Here is a 17000-nt window from a genome sequence, read left to right as displayed (position 1 = left end):
ACCACCGCGGCCTGGACCACTCCGGCGCAGGCCATCAACGCGGCCTCCACCTCACCCGGCTCGATACGGAAACCCCGCACCTTCACCTGATCATCAGCACGACCCACATACTCCAACACCCCATCGGCCGACCACCGCGCCAGATCCCCCGTCCGGTACATCCGCCCACCCGCAGGCCCCCACGGACACGCCACAAAACGCTCCGCGGACAGCCCGGCCCGCCCCAGATACCCCCGAGCCAGGCCGACCCCGGTCGCGTACAGCTCGCCGGTCTCGCCCTTCGCGACCGGCTGGAGATCGGCGTCGAGGATCAGCACATGCTTGTTGGCGATCGGACGTCCAATGGGGAGCGAGGACGCCTGTGCGTCCTCCGGGGCCACCACATGGCAGGTGGTGAAGCCCATGCTCTCGGCCGGGCCGTAGCCGTTGACGATGCGCAGTCCCGGATAGCTGCGGCCGATCTTGGTGACGTGTGCCACGGATGCCGCCTCGCCGCCGGTGAAGGCGATCCGTACGCCGTCGTACGCCTGCGGGTACTCGTCGACGAGGAAGTTGAAGAGGCTCGCGGACAGCTGGAGCATGGTGATCCCGTGTTCGGCCACGGCATCGGCGATGAGTGCGGGTTCCGCATCGGAGCTGGGCAGCAGGACACAGCGGGCGCCGAAGAGAAGCGCGCCCCACAGTTCGAGGGCGAAGGCGTCCCAGGAGATGGACGAACACTGGAGGAACACCTGCTCGGGGCCGAAGTCCGCATAGTCCTGGCCGAGGTAGGTGCCGACGAGCGCCTGGTGCGAGGAGGCGATTGCCTTCGGGGTGCCGGTCGACCCCGAGGTGAACATCACGCAGGCCACGTGTTCGGCCGACGCGGTTCGGCCCAGGTCTCCGTCCGGCTGCGTGTCGAGTGCTGCCCGTACACCGGGGAGGTCGACCAGGACGACCTCAGGTCCCGCAGCGGGAGGGCCGGACACCAGCGGGGGCAGACCGGCGCGGCTGATCAGCAGCGCGGTCTCCGATGTGGCCAGCGCCGTACGCAGCCTCTCCTCGGGGAAACCGGGGTCCAGCAGGGTGTAGCCGCCGCCGGCCTTGAGGACGGCGAGCAGCGCCACCACCATCTCCAGGGACCGCTCCAGGTGGATGCCGACCACCGCCCCGGGCCGCACCCCCGACCGCACGAGGTGGCGGGCCAGGCGGTTGGCCCGGCGGTTGAGTTCCACGTAGGAGAGGGTGTCGCCGCGGTGGATCAGAGCGATGGAGTCGGGCGTCGACCGCGCCTGTTCTTCGAAGAGTTCGTGCAGGGTCTGCTCAAACGGATTCGTCATGGAGGCTTCTCTGCTCGTCATGACCGGGGCGAGCCGCTTGATCGGGCGTGGGCCAGACGTCCTCCCGCCCCACGGCCCGCGGGCTGTATTTCCCGAGCGCGCTGATCAGCAGCCGCAGTTCCAGGGCCAGGCAGGCGACGAACCGCTCCAGGCCGCTCTCGGTGTCCTCGTCGACCGCGAGCAGGGCGGCCCGGCCGAGGCCGACCGCGGTGGCGCCGAGCGCGATGGCCTTGACCGCTCGGGTGCCCTCCCATATACGGCCGCTGGCCAGCAGGTTCCCGGCGGGGGACCCGATGCGGTGCAGGCATTCGACCAGTGGCAGTCCGACACCGTCGAGGAAGGCCAGGGGCGCCCAGCCGGTGCCTCCCTCCGCACCGTCGACGGTGACCGCGTCCGCGCCCGCCCGCCACGCCACCGTGGCGGCTTGCGCGACATCCCGGCCGGGGTGGAGCTTCACCCAGATCCGTGCCTGTGGATAGTTGTTGCGCAGCAGCCGGACCTGTTGGCGCAGGATCTCCTCGGTGAACGTGCCGGGGCTGCTGCTGCGCAGATACGACACCGAGCCGCCCGCGGCATCCCCGCCCGTCGCCGTTTCCGCCGCCCCGGGGCCGGCCGCCCCGGGGCCGAACACCGCGTCGAGCTCATAGTGGTCCCTGAGTTGTTCGGCGGTCGAGCGATCCACCACCGTCATCCCACCGAGACCCGGCTTCGCCCCCTGCCCGACCTTCAGCTCGAAGGCCAGCCTGCCGGTCTCGACCAGGGGCTGGGCGGCCGGGTCGCTGTAGACGAGGTTCCACACCTCGGCGTCGGCGTCCTCGGTGCACTGCTGTACGACGACACCTCCGTATCCCTCCGGAACCTCCTGGACATAGGCGCTGATGCGGGCCAACAGCGATGCGCTGTCCGGGGCCTGCGCGAGTCGGCCGTAGCCGTTGACGGGGACGATGTTCTCGCCGATCACCATCGGCAGCCCCAGCCGGGCGGCCTGGCGGCTCAGCGGTACGCCCAGGTCGCCGCTGGCCGCCCGGGTGGAGCCGAAGGCCGTGATGAACACCGGCAGCGGGGAGCGGAACCCTCCGATGGCGCTGTCGAGCGCGACGTCCTGGTAGACGGGCTCGCGGCCGAGCTCGACCAGCTTCTCCAGGCGCTGTGGCATGAAGACGGGCGGTACGAGCCGCAGCGTGTCGAGGGCGTCGTGGCCTTGGCCGGCTGCCTGGCCCGCCGCCGTCTGGCCCGCCGCCGTCTGGCCTGTCGCCTCCTGGCCGGTCGCCTCCTGCCCCGTCGCCCCGAACAGCCGTCGCCCGTACGACGCCCGTGGCGGGAAGGCCGCCTCGCGACCGATGCGGGCACGCTCGCGGATGGCCTCCTCGGGCAGCCCCGGAGCGCTCAGCCGCGTCATGGGGCCATCACCCCGGGCAGTTTCGGGAAGGCGCTGGCCTGCCACACCGAATGCAGTCCGGCCGCATAGCGCGTCAGGCGCTGAGCGCCGAGGCCGAAACCGGCGCTCTGCGGGATGCCGCCCTCTTTGAACGTCTTGAGGTACCACTCGTACTTCGCGGGGTTCTCGCCGGTCTCCCGCATCCGTTCGATGACCCGGGTGTAGTCGCCCTCGCGTTCGCTGCCGCTGCACAGTTCGCCGTAGCCCTCGGGAGCCACCAGGTCGAAGTTGCGGAGCCGGCCGGGGAGCGTACGGCTCTCGCGGTCGGGGAAGCCGCGGGAGCCCTTGGGGTAGTCGGTGATGAAGAACGGGCGGGTGTGCTGCCGCGAGATCAGCGCCTCGCCCTCCCAGTCGATCTCCCCGTCGGGGTTCTGCTCATGGCCCAGCTTGTGCAGGGTCTCCACTACGTCCATGTGCCGGATACTGGGGAACGACTGCTCCAGGAGATCGGTGAAGGCCCCCGGATCACGTCCCAACTCATCGAGCACATGGGGGAGTTGCTTGATGACGCGCCGCAGTGCGCCGCGTACGACGCCCTGGCAGATCTCCAGCATCTCCTCGCGCGAGGTGTCCGCCGCCTCGACGTCGATCTGGTGGAACTCGGTCAGATGGCGCAGGGTCGAGGAGGTCGTGAACGGCTCCAGCCGGACGCAGGGCGCGATGTAGAAGATCTTGGGATGGGCCAGCAGGGCGGCTTGTTTATAGAAGATGACGCTGGTCATCAGCTTGTAGCGGCGACCGTAGTAGTCGATGTCGACCTGTTTGGCGCCGCGGCAGCCGGGGTCGGTGACCGGGCCGACGACCGGCGGCAGCAACTCGACGAAGCCTTCGTCGCACAGGTATTCCCGGGCGCCCTGGAGCAGGGCGCTCTGGATGAGCAGCATGTTCCTGGTGGTGGCGGAGGCGAGGTGTTCATGCGGCTGCGGAGGCACGAAGGCCTGTTCCTGTCCGGCCGTGGGCGACGGGTCGAGGGGCATGTTCATTCCTTTGCGGACGTGGCGGACTGGGTTGGCTGGACGGGCAGCGATTCCCGTTGCGACGCCGGGCAGTCGAACCTTCTCTGCTCCCCACTGAGGATCCTCGTGGCCAATTACGCGATAGGGACAGCAATTTCAAGAAAGTACCGGCAGCACCGCGCGGCCAAGGGGCAGTTGCAGGGGAAGATTGACCGGCAGATTCAACGCCCTTGACCGGCTGGATCACACCGCCTAGGGTCACCTCCATGCCTTTTTCTGGCCCGCTTTCCTATGGGCAGATCTCACTGTGGCGCGACATCCAGAAACTTCCTCGATCCCGTTGGCACGAGGTCAACATTTCGGCGGTCTGGGAATTGCCGGAGGGGACCGGTCCGGCAGCCGTCAAGGATGCCGTGAAGGCGCTGGCTCACCACCATCCTTCCCTGCGTACGACATACGATCTCAGCGATCCCGACAATCCCCTTCAGCTGGTTCATGAACCGGATTCACTGTCCGGTCTCAATGTGTCGGAAGATGCCGCTGACGATGTACAGGAGACCGCTCGCCGCATGGCGGCCGAGTCCTTCGATCTGACCCGTGAGTTCGGCTGGCGAGGCCGCGTCATCATGCGCTCCGGGGTGGCAACGCATCTCGTATTCACGCACCATCACCTGGCGGCGGACAACTGGTCCCAGGGGATCCTCAGGGAGGAATTCCTAAAGGCCCTGGCCGATCTCGGATCCCTGTCCGGCCGGGCGGATTCCTATAGCTTGATCACCATGGCCGAGGAGCAGCGGGGCGATGCTTTCAAGGCCCGGCGCACCGCGGCCGAACGGCACTGGGAGAAGGTACTCGCCGCCTCGGCCGAGCTCCCGGAGCCCAGCTCCACCTCGGCCGAACGCCCAGCTCATGTGTTGCAGGCCGCCGTTCGGTCGACAGCGGCGCAGACGGCGGCCCAGCAGTTGTCGGACCGGCTCTCCCTCCCCAAGGCGTCCGTGCTTCTGACCGCCTACACCAGGGCGGTGGCCCGGGTGTGCGGGCTGCCGTCGGTGCCGGTTCGGCTCCAGTCGTCGAATCGCGGCAACGCCCGTTGGGGAAGCTATGTGACCTCGATGAACCAATGGGCCGCCGGCTGTCTGGACGCCGACCCGGGGGCAGACTTCGGGGAGCTCGCGCAGGACGTCAACAAAGCCGCGTTCCTGGCTTACCGTATGGGCATTTACGATCCCGATTCGATCCGCCTCATCAAGCAGCGATTCCCCTCCGCCAGTGTCGACCCCGAACCGGTGTGGGCATTCAACTACATGGTCCGTCCGGCGGTCGGAGCGGCGGACGCGGAGGAAAGCGATGTGCCGGTGGTGAAGTGGGACCAGCAGGTCTCCGCGATCGGCCCCAAATTCCACACCCGCTTTATCGAAGACGGTTCAGCGGCACTGACCATCTGGCTCCGGGGCAGGCAGGTGAGCAAGGAGCTGGTAACGGAATTGCTGCTGGGAATTCATGAGGTGCTGGTGTCGGAGGCGCGCGGGCTAAGGAACGGGCCACGGACCGGGGAACGGTAGCCCCGAGGAGCCGACGAAGCTGCCCTCGAATCTGCCGATGAAACTGCCGATCGGAGATAGGCTCCTCAAGTAGCTTGCTGAGCGACAACATATCACCCTCTCCCGCATATACCGGTTCGCTGCAATGAATGGCATCGAGGTCCCTCAGTGAGTTCTGCTGCGTTCAACTCGGATACCTGCGCCGTGCCCGACGAGCGGTTACTGGCTGCCTGGCTGGATATGACGGAACTCCCTCCCGTCCCACGGCTCGAGGTGGAGGAACCGCGGAGCCAGGGGCTGCGGCAGGCGGTGCGGGTGGTGACCGACGCGCTGCTCGGCCGGCCCGCGCAGGAGGGCCGCCAGGTGCCGTCGGCCGGGGCCATCTATCCGTACGACGTCCTGGTGCTGGTGGACGAGGGTGACCGCCCGGGGGACTCGCCGGGGCCCGCACTGTTCTGGATGGATCTGCTGCGCCGTACCTGTGTGCGCCTGGGCGGACCGGCCACGCGCCTGGGGCGGCTGCTGCGGCCGGCGCGGCTGCCGGACGGCGGGGAGCCGGTGGCGCATGTCGTCCTTCTGGCCCGGCCCTGGCTGTCGATGCGCAAGTACGGCTCGCGCGGCTATCTCTACACGCAGCTGGACACGGGGCACGCGGCCACGAACCTGCTCGGCACCGCGCTCCAGGACGGACCGGCCGTGCTGCGGCTGCACGGCCCGCGCGCCGAGATCCGGGCCGCCGTCGAACCCTGGCTGCCCCACCGCGAGGTGCACTCCATCGTCACGATCGGCCGGCCGCACACGCCTGGCGAGAGCGGCGGCTGGGCGACGTTCCGGATGGCGGGCGACGACGACCCCGCGGGCACCGGCCAACTGGAGGGGGTGTGCTGGTCGGGGCTTTCCGAGGCGGTGTACGACAGCTCGCAGCCGTTCGCCGCGTCCACACTGCTGCACACCGCCGCCCCCGTGGCCACCGGGCTGCGCCCTTCGGCCTCCGACGGCATCCCGCTCGCCCAGTGGCGTGAGGCATCCCGGCGCCGGCAGTCCTGTAAGCGGTTCTCCGGGGACACGCCCGAACCGCAGGGGCTCCTGCGCACGCTGGGGGCACTGGACACCCCGCTCCCGGCCGATCTGGCCGAAGCCACGCCGGATCGGGGGGTGAGCGCGACGCTTCTGCTGCACGACGGGACCACGGCGAAGGTGTGCTCGGAGGCCCTGGGCGGCAGCCGCATCGGCGTGACCGTGCCGGACCGCTTCCGCGATCTCGACCTGCTGGTCCGCTCCTGCATGGGCCAGGCCAACGCGCGGGTCGCGGCCGGGTTCGTGCTGTTCCACATGCCCCGCGACGAGCTCTTCTCCGGTGGCCCGCGCGATCTGCGCGACGCCGTGTTCCGCGCCTCGTGCGGCGCGCATCTCCTCTGTCTCGGCGCCGGACGGAACTCCGTGGCCATCACCACCATCGGCGGCTACGACCCCGATCTGTGGCGCGAGTTCGCCGGGCTTTCGGCCCGGGACGAGCCCTTGTACCTGCTGGCGCTCGGCGTCGACCAGGCCGGCTCGATCAAACACGACCGCGCCCAAGTCGCCTACGCGCACGGCGAATAGGCCACCCCATCGGACCACGGACTCGGAGGAACGACATGCCCGGGGTGCTGAACCAGGTCTACACCGACCTCCTGACACAGCACGCGGACCGGCTCGCCGTCGCCGACACACAGCGTCGGCTGACCTACGCCGAACTCGATACGGCAGCCGCGGAGTTCCGCACCGAGTTCGACGGCTGGTGGAGCGAGGCGGTGGCACGAGGTGAAGCACGCCCCCGCGTCGTCATCCTCGCCGCCAACTCGGCCTCGTACGTGGTCGCCTACGTGGGCCTGCTGCGCGCCGGCGCCCTGCCCTTCCTGCTCGACCCCGCCCTGGCCCCGGAGGAGGTCCGTGCCGTCGTCGCCGGCTGCGGCATCGACGCGGTCGTCCACGACCGCCCCCTCCACCCGGGAATCGAACCGTCCGGCTCCGTCACCTCCGGCGGCTACGCGCTCACCCGTACGGCCCCGGGCGCGGGAGAGCCGACGGCCGACCGCCCCGAGCCGCTGGCCTCGACGGAGGTATGCCGCTTCACCTCCGGCTCGACCGGGTCGCCCAGCTGCATCGAATTCTCCGGTACGGCGGTGCACAACGCGGCCCTGTCCTGGCGCGACGCGACCGGTCTCGGCGCCGACGACCGCATTCTGTGCTTCGCCGGGCTCTTCAACGGGCTGGCGTTCAACACCTCGCTGCTGGCGGCCTTCCTCGCGGGCGCGGCGCTGTGGCTGCCGTCCGGGCTGCCGACCTCGGGACAGGTGATCCGCTTCCTGCGGGAGATACGGCCGACCCGGCTCACCGGCTTCCCCGCCCTGTACGAGTCGCTGCTGCGCCGCCCGGAGCCCATCCCCGAACTCGCCGAGCTGAAGGTCGCCCTCTCGTCGGCGGCGCCGCTCAAGCCTGCGACGGCCGAGGAGCTGCGTACCCGGCACGGCCTCGCGGTGTGCAACTACTACGGTGTCGCCGAGACGGGGCCGCTGACCTTCGACCCCTTCCCGGCCCCCGACCACGGCCAGGGCCGGCCCCTGCCCGGAGTCGAGTTCGTCTTCGGTGACTTCGGTGACGGCACCGGCGCGACCGGCGAGATCCGGGTGCGCAGCACGTCCATGGGGTCGCGCTATCTGAACGCGCCCGGCGCCTTCGAGGCACGGCTGGACCGGGACGGCTTCTACGCCACCCACGACCTGGGCAGCCTGCGGGACGGCCGGCTCCACCTCTCGGGCCGGGCCAGGTCCCGGCTGAACATCGGGGGGCGCAAGATCGACTCGGTGGAGGTACGCCGCGTACTGCTCGCCTCGGGTGCCACGGAAGCGGTGGTCTTCGCCGTGGACAAGCGCAACGGCGACCCGATGCTCGCCGCCGTCGTCAGCGGACCCGAGGGGCTGACCGAGGACGTGCTGCGCGGGCGGTGCCTGGAAAGGCTCGCTTCGTACAAGGTGCCCGAGCGTGTCGTCGTCGTGCCCGAGATCCCGACGACGGGCGTCGGCAAGCCGCGGATGAGCGCGGCGCGCGAGCTGTTCCACCAGGCCACCGATTCCGCTGTCACTTCCTGACTTCCTGAGGGAGATCATCCATGCCCGACGACCAGACCCTCGCCCGCCGCGTCGCCCAACTGGTGGAGGAGGCCAGCGAGGGCACGCTCAGCCCGGATTCCGCGCTCGCCGACGGCAAGACGCTGGCCGAGAAGGGGCTCTCCTCGCTGTCGTATCTGCGGCTGATCGACTCGATCGAGACCGAGTTCGGCATCTACGTCGATCTGGAGGGCGACACCACCTTTATGCAGACGATCCCCGGAATCGTGGAGTACATGGCCGCCGAAGGGGTCGCAGGTGCCGCCTGACCAGCGGAGCGCGCCCGGGCCGGGGCCCGGGCTCCGGATCGGCGTGGTCGGTGCGACCGGCCGGCTCGGCTCACGGATCGTGGCCGAATGCGCCCTGCGCGACGTCCCGGTCGTGATGACCGCGCACAGCGGCGCGTGGACGGCCGAGCAGCCGCCGACCGTGGTGATCGACGCGTCGCGGGGTGAGGTGCTTCCGCGTACCGTCGCGTACTGCCGGGAGACGGGCTCGTCGCTCATCGCCTGCGCCTCCGACATCGGCCCTGACGGCGACCCCCTGCTGGCGGAGCTGGCCGGATCGGTGACCGTGGTCCGCGCGGTCAACCTGTCGTTCGGCCACTGGCTCCAGGACCATCTGCTGGGCGTCGCGGGACGGCTCCTCCGCGCATCGTCCATGCCCCTGCCACACGTGGGCCTCCTGGAGCGGCACACCCGCGTCAAACGGGACCGCCCCAGCGCGTCGGCGCGCTCCTTGGCCGCCACCTGGGAGGCGCACGCGGGCGGGGCGGCCGTGGACGAGGTGGCCTCCTTCCGCGCCGGCCATCCGGTCAGCGAACACGCGGTGCAACTCGACTTCGCGCATGAGTCGTTGAGGCTGCACCACGACGTACGAGACCTGTCGGCGGCGGCACCTGGCGCGCTCGCCGTCGCCGCCTGGGCCCATGGCGCCCCTGCCGGTCCGGTCACGGTCAAGCAGGTCTACGACCGCCTGTTCTTCGCATCGTCCTTCGCAGAAACGTGAGACATACGTGACCAAGCAAACCCCGGCCACGCTGCCGCCCCTCGCCCGTCGGCTGCGGGCCCATGTCGCCGTCGCGGCACGTTCGCTGTCGCTGGGCGGCCATGACGACTTCAACCAGGGGCAGGTCTCCGCGCGGGTGCCCGGCGCGGACTACATGCTGATCAAGGGCGCGCTCAAGGGTTTCGACGAGTGCGTACCCGAGGACGTGATCGTGGCGCCGGTCGACCCCGCCGCACAGGTCCCCGCGCTGGCGCCCCCGGAGCTGGCGCTGCACCAAGCGGTGTACCGGGCGCGTCCCGATGTCAACGCGATCGTGCACAGCCACGCCCCGCACACCCTGGTGTTCGGGGCGACCGACCTGGCGCTGCGCGCCGTATCGCACGAGGGCGCCTATTTCGAGGGCCGGCTGCCCCGTTACACGCTGACCAGCAACACCATCCTCGACATCGCCACGGGGGAGCAGGTGGCCGACGCACTCGGGGACAACCCGGCGGCGCTGCTGCGCAACCACGGTGGTGTGATCGTCGGCAAGTCCATCAGACATGCGACGGTGCACGCGCACACCCTGGAGCGGGCCTGCCGCCTCCAGCTGATGGCCGAGCAGATACCGGGCGGCTACCACTCCTCCTCACTCGAGGACGTGGACGGCAAACGGGCCTTCATCTACGCCGATCTCTCCGTCCGCTCATACTGGGACCACGCCGTCGGACAGGTGAACCGCCGCTGGCCGGAAGCCGCGGACTGGCCGTCGCAGGCCGCCCGGGAGGCCGCGTGACCGGCCGCTCAGCCGCCGAGCAGCCCGAGGAGCAGCGGGAACTGTTCGCGCTCGTCGACGAACTCGCCCGGGAGGAACTGGAGCCGCGGGCGGCCCGGTTCGAGGAGGACGGGCAGTTTCCCGAGGCCCTGGTACGGCTCCTGGGGAAGCAGGGGCTGATGTCGCTGCCGTTCCCCGAGCAGTGGGGCGGCGGTGGGCAGAGCTGCACCGTCTATCTGAGGGTGATCGAGCGGCTGGCCGGCAGCTGGCTGGCCGTCGCGGAGTCCGTCCACCTCCAAGTGCTGGCCTGCCACGGTCTGGCCCGGTTCGGAACGGACGAGCTGCGGGGAGAACTGCTGCCGCGCATGCTCAGCGGCGAACTCCTCGCCGCCAACTGCATGTCGGAGCCGGAAGCCGGCTCCGACCTGGGCGCCATGTCCACCAAGGCGGTCGCGGAAGACGGCCACCACGTGATCTCGGGCACCAAGGCCTGGGTGAGCCACGCCGGTGTCGCCGACGTCTACAACGTGTACTGCCGCACCGGAGGATCCGCCCTGAGCGGGCTGTCCTGCTTCCTGGTCGACGCGGACTCCGAGGGCCTGCGCCCCCTGGCCCATGAGCGGAAGATGGGGGTGCGCTCACTGCCCACGGCACAGATCGCGTTCGACGGGGTACGGGTCCCGGACGAGCGCATGATCGGGCGCCGCAATCGCGGCATGCTCGTGGCCGCCCATGTCTTCGACCACGGCCGCCTCGGCATCTCGGCGTGTGCCGTGGGCCTCGCCCAGGCGGCACTCGACCACGCGGTCGCGTACGCCAAGGAACGCACCCAGTTCGGCAAGCCCATCATCTCCTTCCAGGGCCTCTCCTTCCTGCTCGCCGACATGGCCACGCAGATCGCGGCGGCCCGTGCGCTGCTGTATTCGGTGGCCGCCCTCAAGGAGCAGGGCAAACCCATCTCCGCCGAAGCCGCGAAGTGCAAGCTGTTCGCCACGGACACCGCCATGCGGGTCACGACCGACGCGGTCCAGGTGCTCGGCGGCTACGGCTACACCCAGGACTTCCCGGTCGAGCGCTGGATGCGAGAGGCGAAGCTCCTCCAGATCCTCGAGGGGACGAACCAGATCCAGCGAATCGCCATCGCCCAGTCCCTGTGACGACCCCGACCGCCCCGACGAACCCGACCGCCCTGTCCGTGTCCGTATCCTCCACGTCTCAGAAGGACCATATGAACGACTTCATGCGCTTCGGCCTCTTCATGTCGCCCCTGCACCCCATCGGCGAAGACCCCAATCTGCTGATGCGCCGCGACCTCGGCTACGCCGAACTGGCCGATGAGCTCAACTACGACGAGCTGTGGGTCGGCGAACACCACTCCAACGGCTGGGCCACCATCGGCTCCCCGGAGATCTTCCTGGCCGCGGCGGCCGAGCGCACCCGGCGGATCAAACTCGCCACCGGCGTCATGGCGCTGCCGTACCACCATCCGTACATGGCGGCGGCGCGCGCGGCACAGCTCGACCAGCTGACCCGGGGCCGGTTCATCCTCGGTGTGGGCGCCGGTTCGCTCGCCTCGGACATGCATATGCTGTGCGTCGACCCCGCCGAGGCGCGCCGCCGCACCCAGGAGTCCCTGGAGACCATCGTCGAACTGCTGCGGGGCGAGACGGTGACGCGCGAGACGGACTGGTTCCGGCTCCAGGACGCTCGTATTCAGCACCGTTCCTTCGAACCGGGCGGTTTCGAGATCACCGTCAGCAGCGCTTCGTCGCCCTTCGGTATGCGGCTCGCCGGCCGCCTCGGGGTGAACGCGATGTCGCACGCCGCCCCACCGTGGGGGATGGTGCGCGCCGGGCACAGCCTGGGAATGGAGAAACTGGCCGAGCAGTGGGGCCACTTGGAGGCCGCGGCCGCCGAGGCAGGCCGTACGGCGGACCGCTCGACCTGGCGGCTGACCCTGCCCGTGCATGTCGCCGAGACCCGTGAGCAGGCGCTGGAGGACATCTACGCCGGATGGCTGCGGCAGCGCAACGAATACTGGGCGGGGACGCACGGTATGCCCATGGGGCGCAGTGAGGTCGGGGCGCGCAAAGCGTTCGAGGCGACCATCGAGGCCGGAGGGATCATCGCCGGTGGCGTCGAGGACTGCATGGCCGCGATCCACAAGCTCCGTGACATCACGGGAGGCTTCGGCTGTCTGCTCAACTCGGTGACGGACTGGGCGAGCCCCGAGCGCACCCGCAAGAGCTTCGACCTGTTCGCCCGATACGTGGCTCCCCGTTTCAAGGGCTCCACCAAGGGTCTCCAGGAGTCGCAGTCCTGGGTCGCGTCACAGGCCGCCACGTTCCAGGAGCGGTTCAACGCGGCCCGCACCAAGGCGATGGCCACGAGTGCCGAAGCGCGGAACTGACCGCGTGCGGGACACGATCCGGCGGGCCACGCCATGTGTGGCCCGCCGGATCGTAGCGGGACTCGGCCCGGTGGGCGGAGTCCGTGTGCTCAGAGAGAGCGGCCGATCAGCAATGTGGTGTCGACCAGGCGGTTGGAGAAGCCCCACTCGTTGTCGTACCAGCCGACGACCTTCGCATGCCGGCCGCCGATCACCTTGGTCAGACCGGCGTCGAAGATGCAGGAGGCGGGATCGGTGACGATATCGCTGGAGACGATGGGATCCTCGGTGTAGCTCAGGACGCCGGCGAGCGGACCCTGCGCCGCCTTCGCGAACAGCCCGTTGATCTCCTCCGCGGTCACCTCACGGCTGAGGGTCACGGACAGGTCCGTGGCCGAGCCGGTCGGGATCGGCACGCGCATCGCGTAGCCGTCCAGTTTGCCCGCGAGCGCCGGGAGGACCAGCCCGATGGCCTTGGCGGCCCCGGTGCTGGTGGGCACGGTGTTGGCGGCGGCGTGGCGGGCGCGGCGCAGATCGCGGTGCGGACCGTCCAGCAGATTCTGGTCCGAGGTGTACGCGTGGACCGAGGTCATCAACCCGTACTCGATACCGATGGCGTCGTGCAGAACCTTGGCCATGGGGGCGAGGCAGTTGGTGGTGCAGGACGCGTTCGAGACGATGGTGTGACGCTCGGGGTCGTACTGGTCATGGTTGACGCCGTAGGCCAGCGTCAGATCCTCGTTCTTCGCCGGGGCGGAGATGATGACCTTCTTGGCCCCCGCTTCGAGATGGGCGCGGGCGCGGTTGGCGTCCGTGAAGACACCCGTCGATTCGATGACGACATCGGCGCCGAGCGCCGCCCAGGGAAGAGCCCCGGGGTCACGCTCGGCCGATACGGCGATCCGCCTGTCCCCGATGAGGATGGCGCCGTCCACGGCGCGCACTTCCTCCCCGAAGCGGCCCAATGTGCTGTCATACGCGAAGAGATGGGCCAGCGTCGCGGTGTCGGTGAGGTCGTTGACACCCACCACTTCCACATCGGCGCCCTGGTCGAACACCGCACGCAGATAGTTACGGCCGATGCGGCCGAAACCATTGATGCCCACACGCACTGTCATCCGCGGAACCTCTCCTCAAATGCCGGGCCACGAAATGGGAACGGCGCCGTTGCTCGGTCCCTTTTGGATGCATGCATGAACGCGACCCTATGCGTACCGCAGGGCCGGGACAAGCAACTGGACAGGCAGTTTTGGCGGCAGTTTCAGCGGCAGCTTCGATCAGGTGTGCAGCCTCCGCGTTTCGGCGACGATGCGGTCGCGGATGCTCCAGTGGTTCCGGCGAATGTACGTGCGCTGCAGCCAGCGATCCCGGCCGTCGTAGCGCGGCTCGAATTCCGAACGGGCATGCAGACCTTTACGGTTGTTGATGAGCAGTGCCTGACCGGGCCGCAGAAATACTTCATGGGCCACTTCCCGGCAGGTGGACTGAAGCCGCTGAAGCGCCATTTCGGCATCGTGGGAGACGGCGTGCACTCCATTGGCTGAGGAGGCGATTTCGGGGGACCAATCGGGACCGCCGATGATGGGCACGGGGGCGGAGAGGATTTCGTCCTTTCCGGCCATCCGCGCATAACTTCCGGGAGCGTTCAGTCTGAACAGCGGCTCCCTGAGCAGCTTGAGCGAAGAGGCGTCCAAGGCCCGGCACACATCCCGGGCGTCCGCGTAGTAGGTACCCGCGACACCCTCATGGTCCGCGCGGAGGCAGTTGAGGACGAGGAAGTCCGGATTGCTCAGGTTGTACGATCCCGCCACGTCGTACACGATGTCGTTGTGAAAGTTGAGGAAGACGGTTGAGCTGCGATTCGTCTGAGACGTCGCTCCATCTGCGACGGGAATGACATCGTGAATCAGCTGCCCGTTCTTCTCGGTGGTGAATCCGACGGGCTCGCCCAGCATCCCGCTGAGCCCGAGGAGAACCCCTTCCGAAAGATATGTGCTTTTCGTTTGGCAAGGTCCGCCGTCATCGGGTGTATCGGGAAGATCGCGTTCGACGGGCAGATTGACGACCCGCGCCACGCCAGGGGTGTCCGCATGCCTGCCGAAATCCAGGATGGTCTGCAGGAGATCAATCGGCAGGGTCGCGAATATCTGATGGCAGCGAGCCGTCGCGCGATCCATGTCCCGCGTCGGATCGCCCAGGTCCGCGAGTTGCCGCCCGAGAGATTCCCGCACCCCCTCGGGAATGACGAGGTCTGTGAATGTGGGCGTCGACCGGAGGCCCACATCCGCGTTCTCGGCTGCATTCATGATCTTCCTTGGTCCCCTTGAGCTCGGGCAGGTCCGTGGAGATATACCCATGCCGATACCATCCACACTGTCGGCACAGTGAGTTGCCGGTCTCTTCCGGCACAACTGATCCGGCATATCTGGCAAAGAGAGAGGGATGGCCATGCGCGTCGCACTGCACTCGGTTCTCAAGGAGGGCCAGGAGGCCGGCTACGAGGAGGTGCATGCCACGGTTCCGGCGGACCTGCTTGAGGCGTTGGGCCGGGCCGGCATCACCAATTGGCAGATCTGGCGCAGCGGGCGCCATCTGTTCCACCTCGTGGACTGCGAGGACTTCTCCGCCGCGATGGCCGCGCTCGACCAGGACCCGGTCAACCACCGGTGGCAGGCGTTCATCGGCGACTACGTCGACCACTTCGAGACCACGGACGGCTCCCCGGCCGGGCCCTCGGCCGATATGACGCTCGGGCAGGTGTGGGAGCTGCGGGCGCAGGCCGCGGCGGAGGGGTGAGGGAAGGGCCGAACCGGCGGAGCTTACTCATCCGGGGCGCCTCGCGCACGGTTTTCATCACACCTTGAGTGGCCCTGAAAACACTGAAGCACCACCTCCGTATGACCGGGTGACCACCGCGCAGGGACGCAGAGGAACCGACAGACCACTCCTCGCCCCCCCGGCGCACCCCTACTGGAGGTCAGTGAGTTGAGCCACCGACGTGTGAACAAGCGGACCGTCGTCATAGCCGGCGCCGCCGCGGCCGCCCTCGCGGGAGCGGCGGTGCTGCTTCCCAACGCCAATGCGAGCCCGGACAAGTCGGCCGAGGCCAAGACGTTCTCGTCGCAGGCCGCCGTGAAGCTCGCCACGGGCCTCGCGTCGGATCTGGGCGGCAATGCGGCGGGGTGGTACTACCAGGGCGACACCAAGCAGCTGGTGATGAACGTCCTGAACGAGGACGCGGCGAACGACGTCCGGGCCAAGGGCGCCGTGGCCAAGATCGTCGCGAACAGCTTGACGGAGCTCAAGGCCACCACCAAGACGCTGAGCGACAACGCCTCGATCCCGGGCACGGCCTGGTCGATCGACCCGAAGACCAACAAGGTCCGGGTCCTCGCCGACAGAACCGTCACGGGCACGAAGTGGGCCTCGCTGACCAAGGCCGTGGACGGCTTGGCGGGCAAGGCCACCGTCCAGCGCACCAATGGCGAGTTCAAGAAGTTCGACGGGACTGACGAGACCCAGCCCGGGGCCAACGGAGGCGCGGACCAGGGCGGCGCGGATGATGGCGCCGGTCAGGGTGCGGGCCAGGGTGGCGCGGATGATGGCGCCGGTCAGGGTGCGGGCCAGGGTGGCGCGGATGATGGCGCCGGTCAGGGTGCGGGCCAGGGTGGCGCCGATGATGGCGCCGGTCAGGGCGCGGGCGATGGCCAGGGCGCCGGTGACGGCCAGGGCGCTGGGGATGGCCAGGGCGCGGGCGGTGCCGGTGAGCAGGCCGGCGCGCTGGACGGCGGCGACGCCATCTTCGGCGGTGGCGCCCGATGCTCGCTCGGCTTCAACGTCGAGGTCGACGGCGCTCCCGCCTTCCTCACCGCGGGCCACTGCGGCAACATCTCGGAGACCTGGGCCACCGACCAGGCGGGCGCCCAGCAGGTGGGCACCACCGCCGAGTCCCAGTTCCCGGTGAGCGACTTCGCCCTGGTGACGTACGACGATGCGAACACCCAGGCGTCCAGCACGGTGGATCTGCAGGATGGCACCACCCAGCAGATCACCCAGGTCGCCGAGGCGAGCGTCGGGCTTGCGGTGAAGCGCTCCGGCAGTACGACCGGTGTCACCGACGGCAGCGTCACCGGTCTGAACGCCACCGTGAACTACGGCAACGGCGACATCGTCAACGGCCTCATCCAGACCGATGTATGCGCCGAGCCCGGTGACAGCGGTGGCGCGATGTTCGCCGAGGACGCGGCCGTGGGCCTGACTTCGGGCGGCAGCGGCGACTGCACGCAGGGCGGCGAGACGTTCTTCCAGCCGGTGAGCACCGCGCTGCAGGCTACGGGCGCCGTCATCGGCGGCGACAACGGTGCCGGCGGCGCGGGCGATGGCGCGGGTGACGGTGCGGGCCAGGGCGACGGCGCCGGTCAGGGCGCGGGCGATGGCCAGGGTGCC

At 69.2% G+C, this 17000-nt stretch carries 15 protein-coding genes; 10 read left to right on the top strand and 5 right to left on the bottom strand.

Annotation, left to right across the window (positions count from 1 at the left end; translation table 11 throughout):
- The 3 genes from ACWDSL_RS44575 to ACWDSL_RS44565 all read right to left on the bottom strand — a co-directional run.
- On the bottom strand, nucleotides 1-1319 hold a 1319-nt coding region (locus tag ACWDSL_RS44575; protein WP_450494314.1), incomplete at its 3' end, for an amino acid adenylation domain-containing protein.
- Nucleotides 1303-2718, bottom strand: coding sequence for a glutamate synthase-related protein (locus ACWDSL_RS44570; RefSeq protein ID WP_450494313.1), 1416 nt, complete (start codon nucleotides 2716-2718; stop codon nucleotides 1303-1305). The genes ACWDSL_RS44575 and ACWDSL_RS44570, both read right to left, overlap by 17 nt.
- The gene (locus ACWDSL_RS44565; RefSeq protein WP_450494311.1) at nucleotides 2715-3734 is read right to left on the bottom strand and encodes an asparagine synthetase A; all 1020 of its coding nucleotides are present in this window, start codon (nucleotides 3732-3734) and stop codon (nucleotides 2715-2717) included. The genes ACWDSL_RS44570 and ACWDSL_RS44565 overlap by 4 nt, the downstream gene beginning before the upstream one ends.
- Before the next feature lie 245 nt (nucleotides 3735-3979).
- Here ACWDSL_RS44565 and ACWDSL_RS44560 point away from each other — a divergent pair, with 245 nt between their 5' ends.
- From ACWDSL_RS44560 to ACWDSL_RS44525, 8 genes are all read left to right on the top strand, one after another.
- Nucleotides 3980-5275, top strand: a complete 1296-nt coding sequence (locus tag ACWDSL_RS44560; RefSeq protein WP_450494309.1) for a condensation domain-containing protein — start codon at nucleotides 3980-3982, stop codon at nucleotides 5273-5275.
- Between the two features lie 147 nt (nucleotides 5276-5422).
- Nucleotides 5423-6856 carry a hypothetical protein gene (locus tag ACWDSL_RS44555; RefSeq protein ID WP_450494307.1) on the top strand — a complete coding sequence of 478 codons (1434 nt, stop codon included), beginning with the start codon at nucleotides 5423-5425 and terminating at the stop codon, nucleotides 6854-6856.
- Between the two features lie 35 nt (nucleotides 6857-6891).
- The gene (locus ACWDSL_RS44550) at nucleotides 6892-8385 is read left to right on the top strand and encodes a class I adenylate-forming enzyme family protein (RefSeq protein ID WP_450494305.1); all 1494 of its coding nucleotides are present in this window, start codon (nucleotides 6892-6894) and stop codon (nucleotides 8383-8385) included.
- Nucleotides 8386-8405: 20 nt separating this feature from the next.
- On the top strand, nucleotides 8406-8672 hold the full coding sequence (locus tag ACWDSL_RS44545) for a hypothetical protein (protein WP_089505513.1): 267 nt from the start codon (nucleotides 8406-8408) through the stop codon (nucleotides 8670-8672).
- On the top strand, nucleotides 8662-9411 hold the full coding sequence (locus ACWDSL_RS44540) for a dihydrodipicolinate reductase C-terminal domain-containing protein (protein ID WP_450494304.1): 750 nt from the start codon (nucleotides 8662-8664) through the stop codon (nucleotides 9409-9411). Before ACWDSL_RS44545 ends, ACWDSL_RS44540 begins: the two co-directional genes overlap by 11 nt.
- 7 nt (nucleotides 9412-9418) lie before the next feature.
- A complete protein-coding gene (locus ACWDSL_RS44535) occupies nucleotides 9419-10186 on the top strand; it encodes a class II aldolase/adducin family protein (protein ID WP_450494302.1) in 768 nt (255 codons plus the stop codon).
- Nucleotides 10183-11322: an acyl-CoA dehydrogenase family protein gene (locus ACWDSL_RS44530; protein ID WP_450494300.1), complete on the top strand. Its 1140-nt coding sequence runs from the start codon at nucleotides 10183-10185 to the stop codon at nucleotides 11320-11322. Before ACWDSL_RS44535 ends, ACWDSL_RS44530 begins: the two co-directional genes overlap by 4 nt.
- Nucleotides 11323-11393: 71 nt before the next feature.
- On the top strand, nucleotides 11394-12575 hold the full coding sequence (locus tag ACWDSL_RS44525; protein ID WP_450494298.1) for an LLM class flavin-dependent oxidoreductase: 1182 nt from the start codon (nucleotides 11394-11396) through the stop codon (nucleotides 12573-12575).
- 89 nt (nucleotides 12576-12664) lie between these two features.
- Here the strand turns inward: ACWDSL_RS44525 and gap are convergent, their stop codons facing one another.
- Together gap and ACWDSL_RS44515 are read right to left on the bottom strand one after the other, a co-directional pair.
- Complete coding sequence (gene gap, locus ACWDSL_RS44520) at nucleotides 12665-13672, bottom strand: type I glyceraldehyde-3-phosphate dehydrogenase (protein ID WP_450494296.1); 1008 nt, start codon at nucleotides 13670-13672, stop codon at nucleotides 12665-12667.
- Nucleotides 13673-13831: 159 nt separating this feature from the next.
- A complete protein-coding gene (locus tag ACWDSL_RS44515) occupies nucleotides 13832-14860 on the bottom strand; it encodes a TauD/TfdA family dioxygenase (RefSeq protein ID WP_450494294.1) in 1029 nt (342 codons plus the stop codon).
- Between the two features lie 136 nt (nucleotides 14861-14996).
- Between ACWDSL_RS44515 and ACWDSL_RS44510 the strand changes: the two genes are divergently transcribed.
- Both ACWDSL_RS44510 and ACWDSL_RS44505 read left to right on the top strand, forming a co-directional pair.
- On the top strand, nucleotides 14997-15350 hold the full coding sequence (locus tag ACWDSL_RS44510; protein ID WP_450494292.1) for an L-rhamnose mutarotase: 354 nt from the start codon (nucleotides 14997-14999) through the stop codon (nucleotides 15348-15350).
- Nucleotides 15351-15524: 174 nt separating this feature from the next.
- Nucleotides 15525-17000, top strand: a 1476-nt coding sequence (locus ACWDSL_RS44505; RefSeq protein ID WP_450494316.1) for a S1 family peptidase, incomplete at its 3' end; no start/stop codon positions are given.

The organism is Streptomyces sp. NPDC000941, assembly GCF_053599555.1.
This window is presented reverse-complemented; position numbering and strand designations above follow the sequence as displayed.

Excerpts from the sequence above, each read along its gene's own strand:
- ACWDSL_RS44570 (WP_450494313.1), bottom strand. The coding sequence starts at position 2,718 with ATGACGCGGCTGAGCGCTCCGGGGCTGCCCGAGGAGGCCATCCGCGAG.
- ACWDSL_RS44565 (WP_450494311.1), bottom strand. The coding sequence starts at position 3,734 with ATGCCCCTCGACCCGTCGCCCACGGCCGGACAGGAACAGGCCTTCGTG.
- ACWDSL_RS44560 (WP_450494309.1), top strand. The coding sequence starts at position 3,980 with ATGCCTTTTTCTGGCCCGCTTTCCTATGGGCAGATCTCACTGTGGCGC.
- ACWDSL_RS44550 (WP_450494305.1), top strand. The coding sequence starts at position 6,892 with ATGCCCGGGGTGCTGAACCAGGTCTACACCGACCTCCTGACACAGCAC.
- ACWDSL_RS44545 (WP_089505513.1), top strand. The coding sequence starts at position 8,406 with ATGCCCGACGACCAGACCCTCGCCCGCCGCGTCGCCCAACTGGTGGAG.
- ACWDSL_RS44525 (WP_450494298.1), top strand. The coding sequence starts at position 11,394 with ATGAACGACTTCATGCGCTTCGGCCTCTTCATGTCGCCCCTGCACCCC.
- gap (WP_450494296.1), bottom strand. The coding sequence starts at position 13,672 with ATGACAGTGCGTGTGGGCATCAATGGTTTCGGCCGCATCGGCCGTAAC.
- ACWDSL_RS44515 (WP_450494294.1), bottom strand. The coding sequence starts at position 14,860 with ATGAATGCAGCCGAGAACGCGGATGTGGGCCTCCGGTCGACGCCCACA.
- ACWDSL_RS44510 (WP_450494292.1), top strand. The coding sequence starts at position 14,997 with ATGGCCATGCGCGTCGCACTGCACTCGGTTCTCAAGGAGGGCCAGGAG.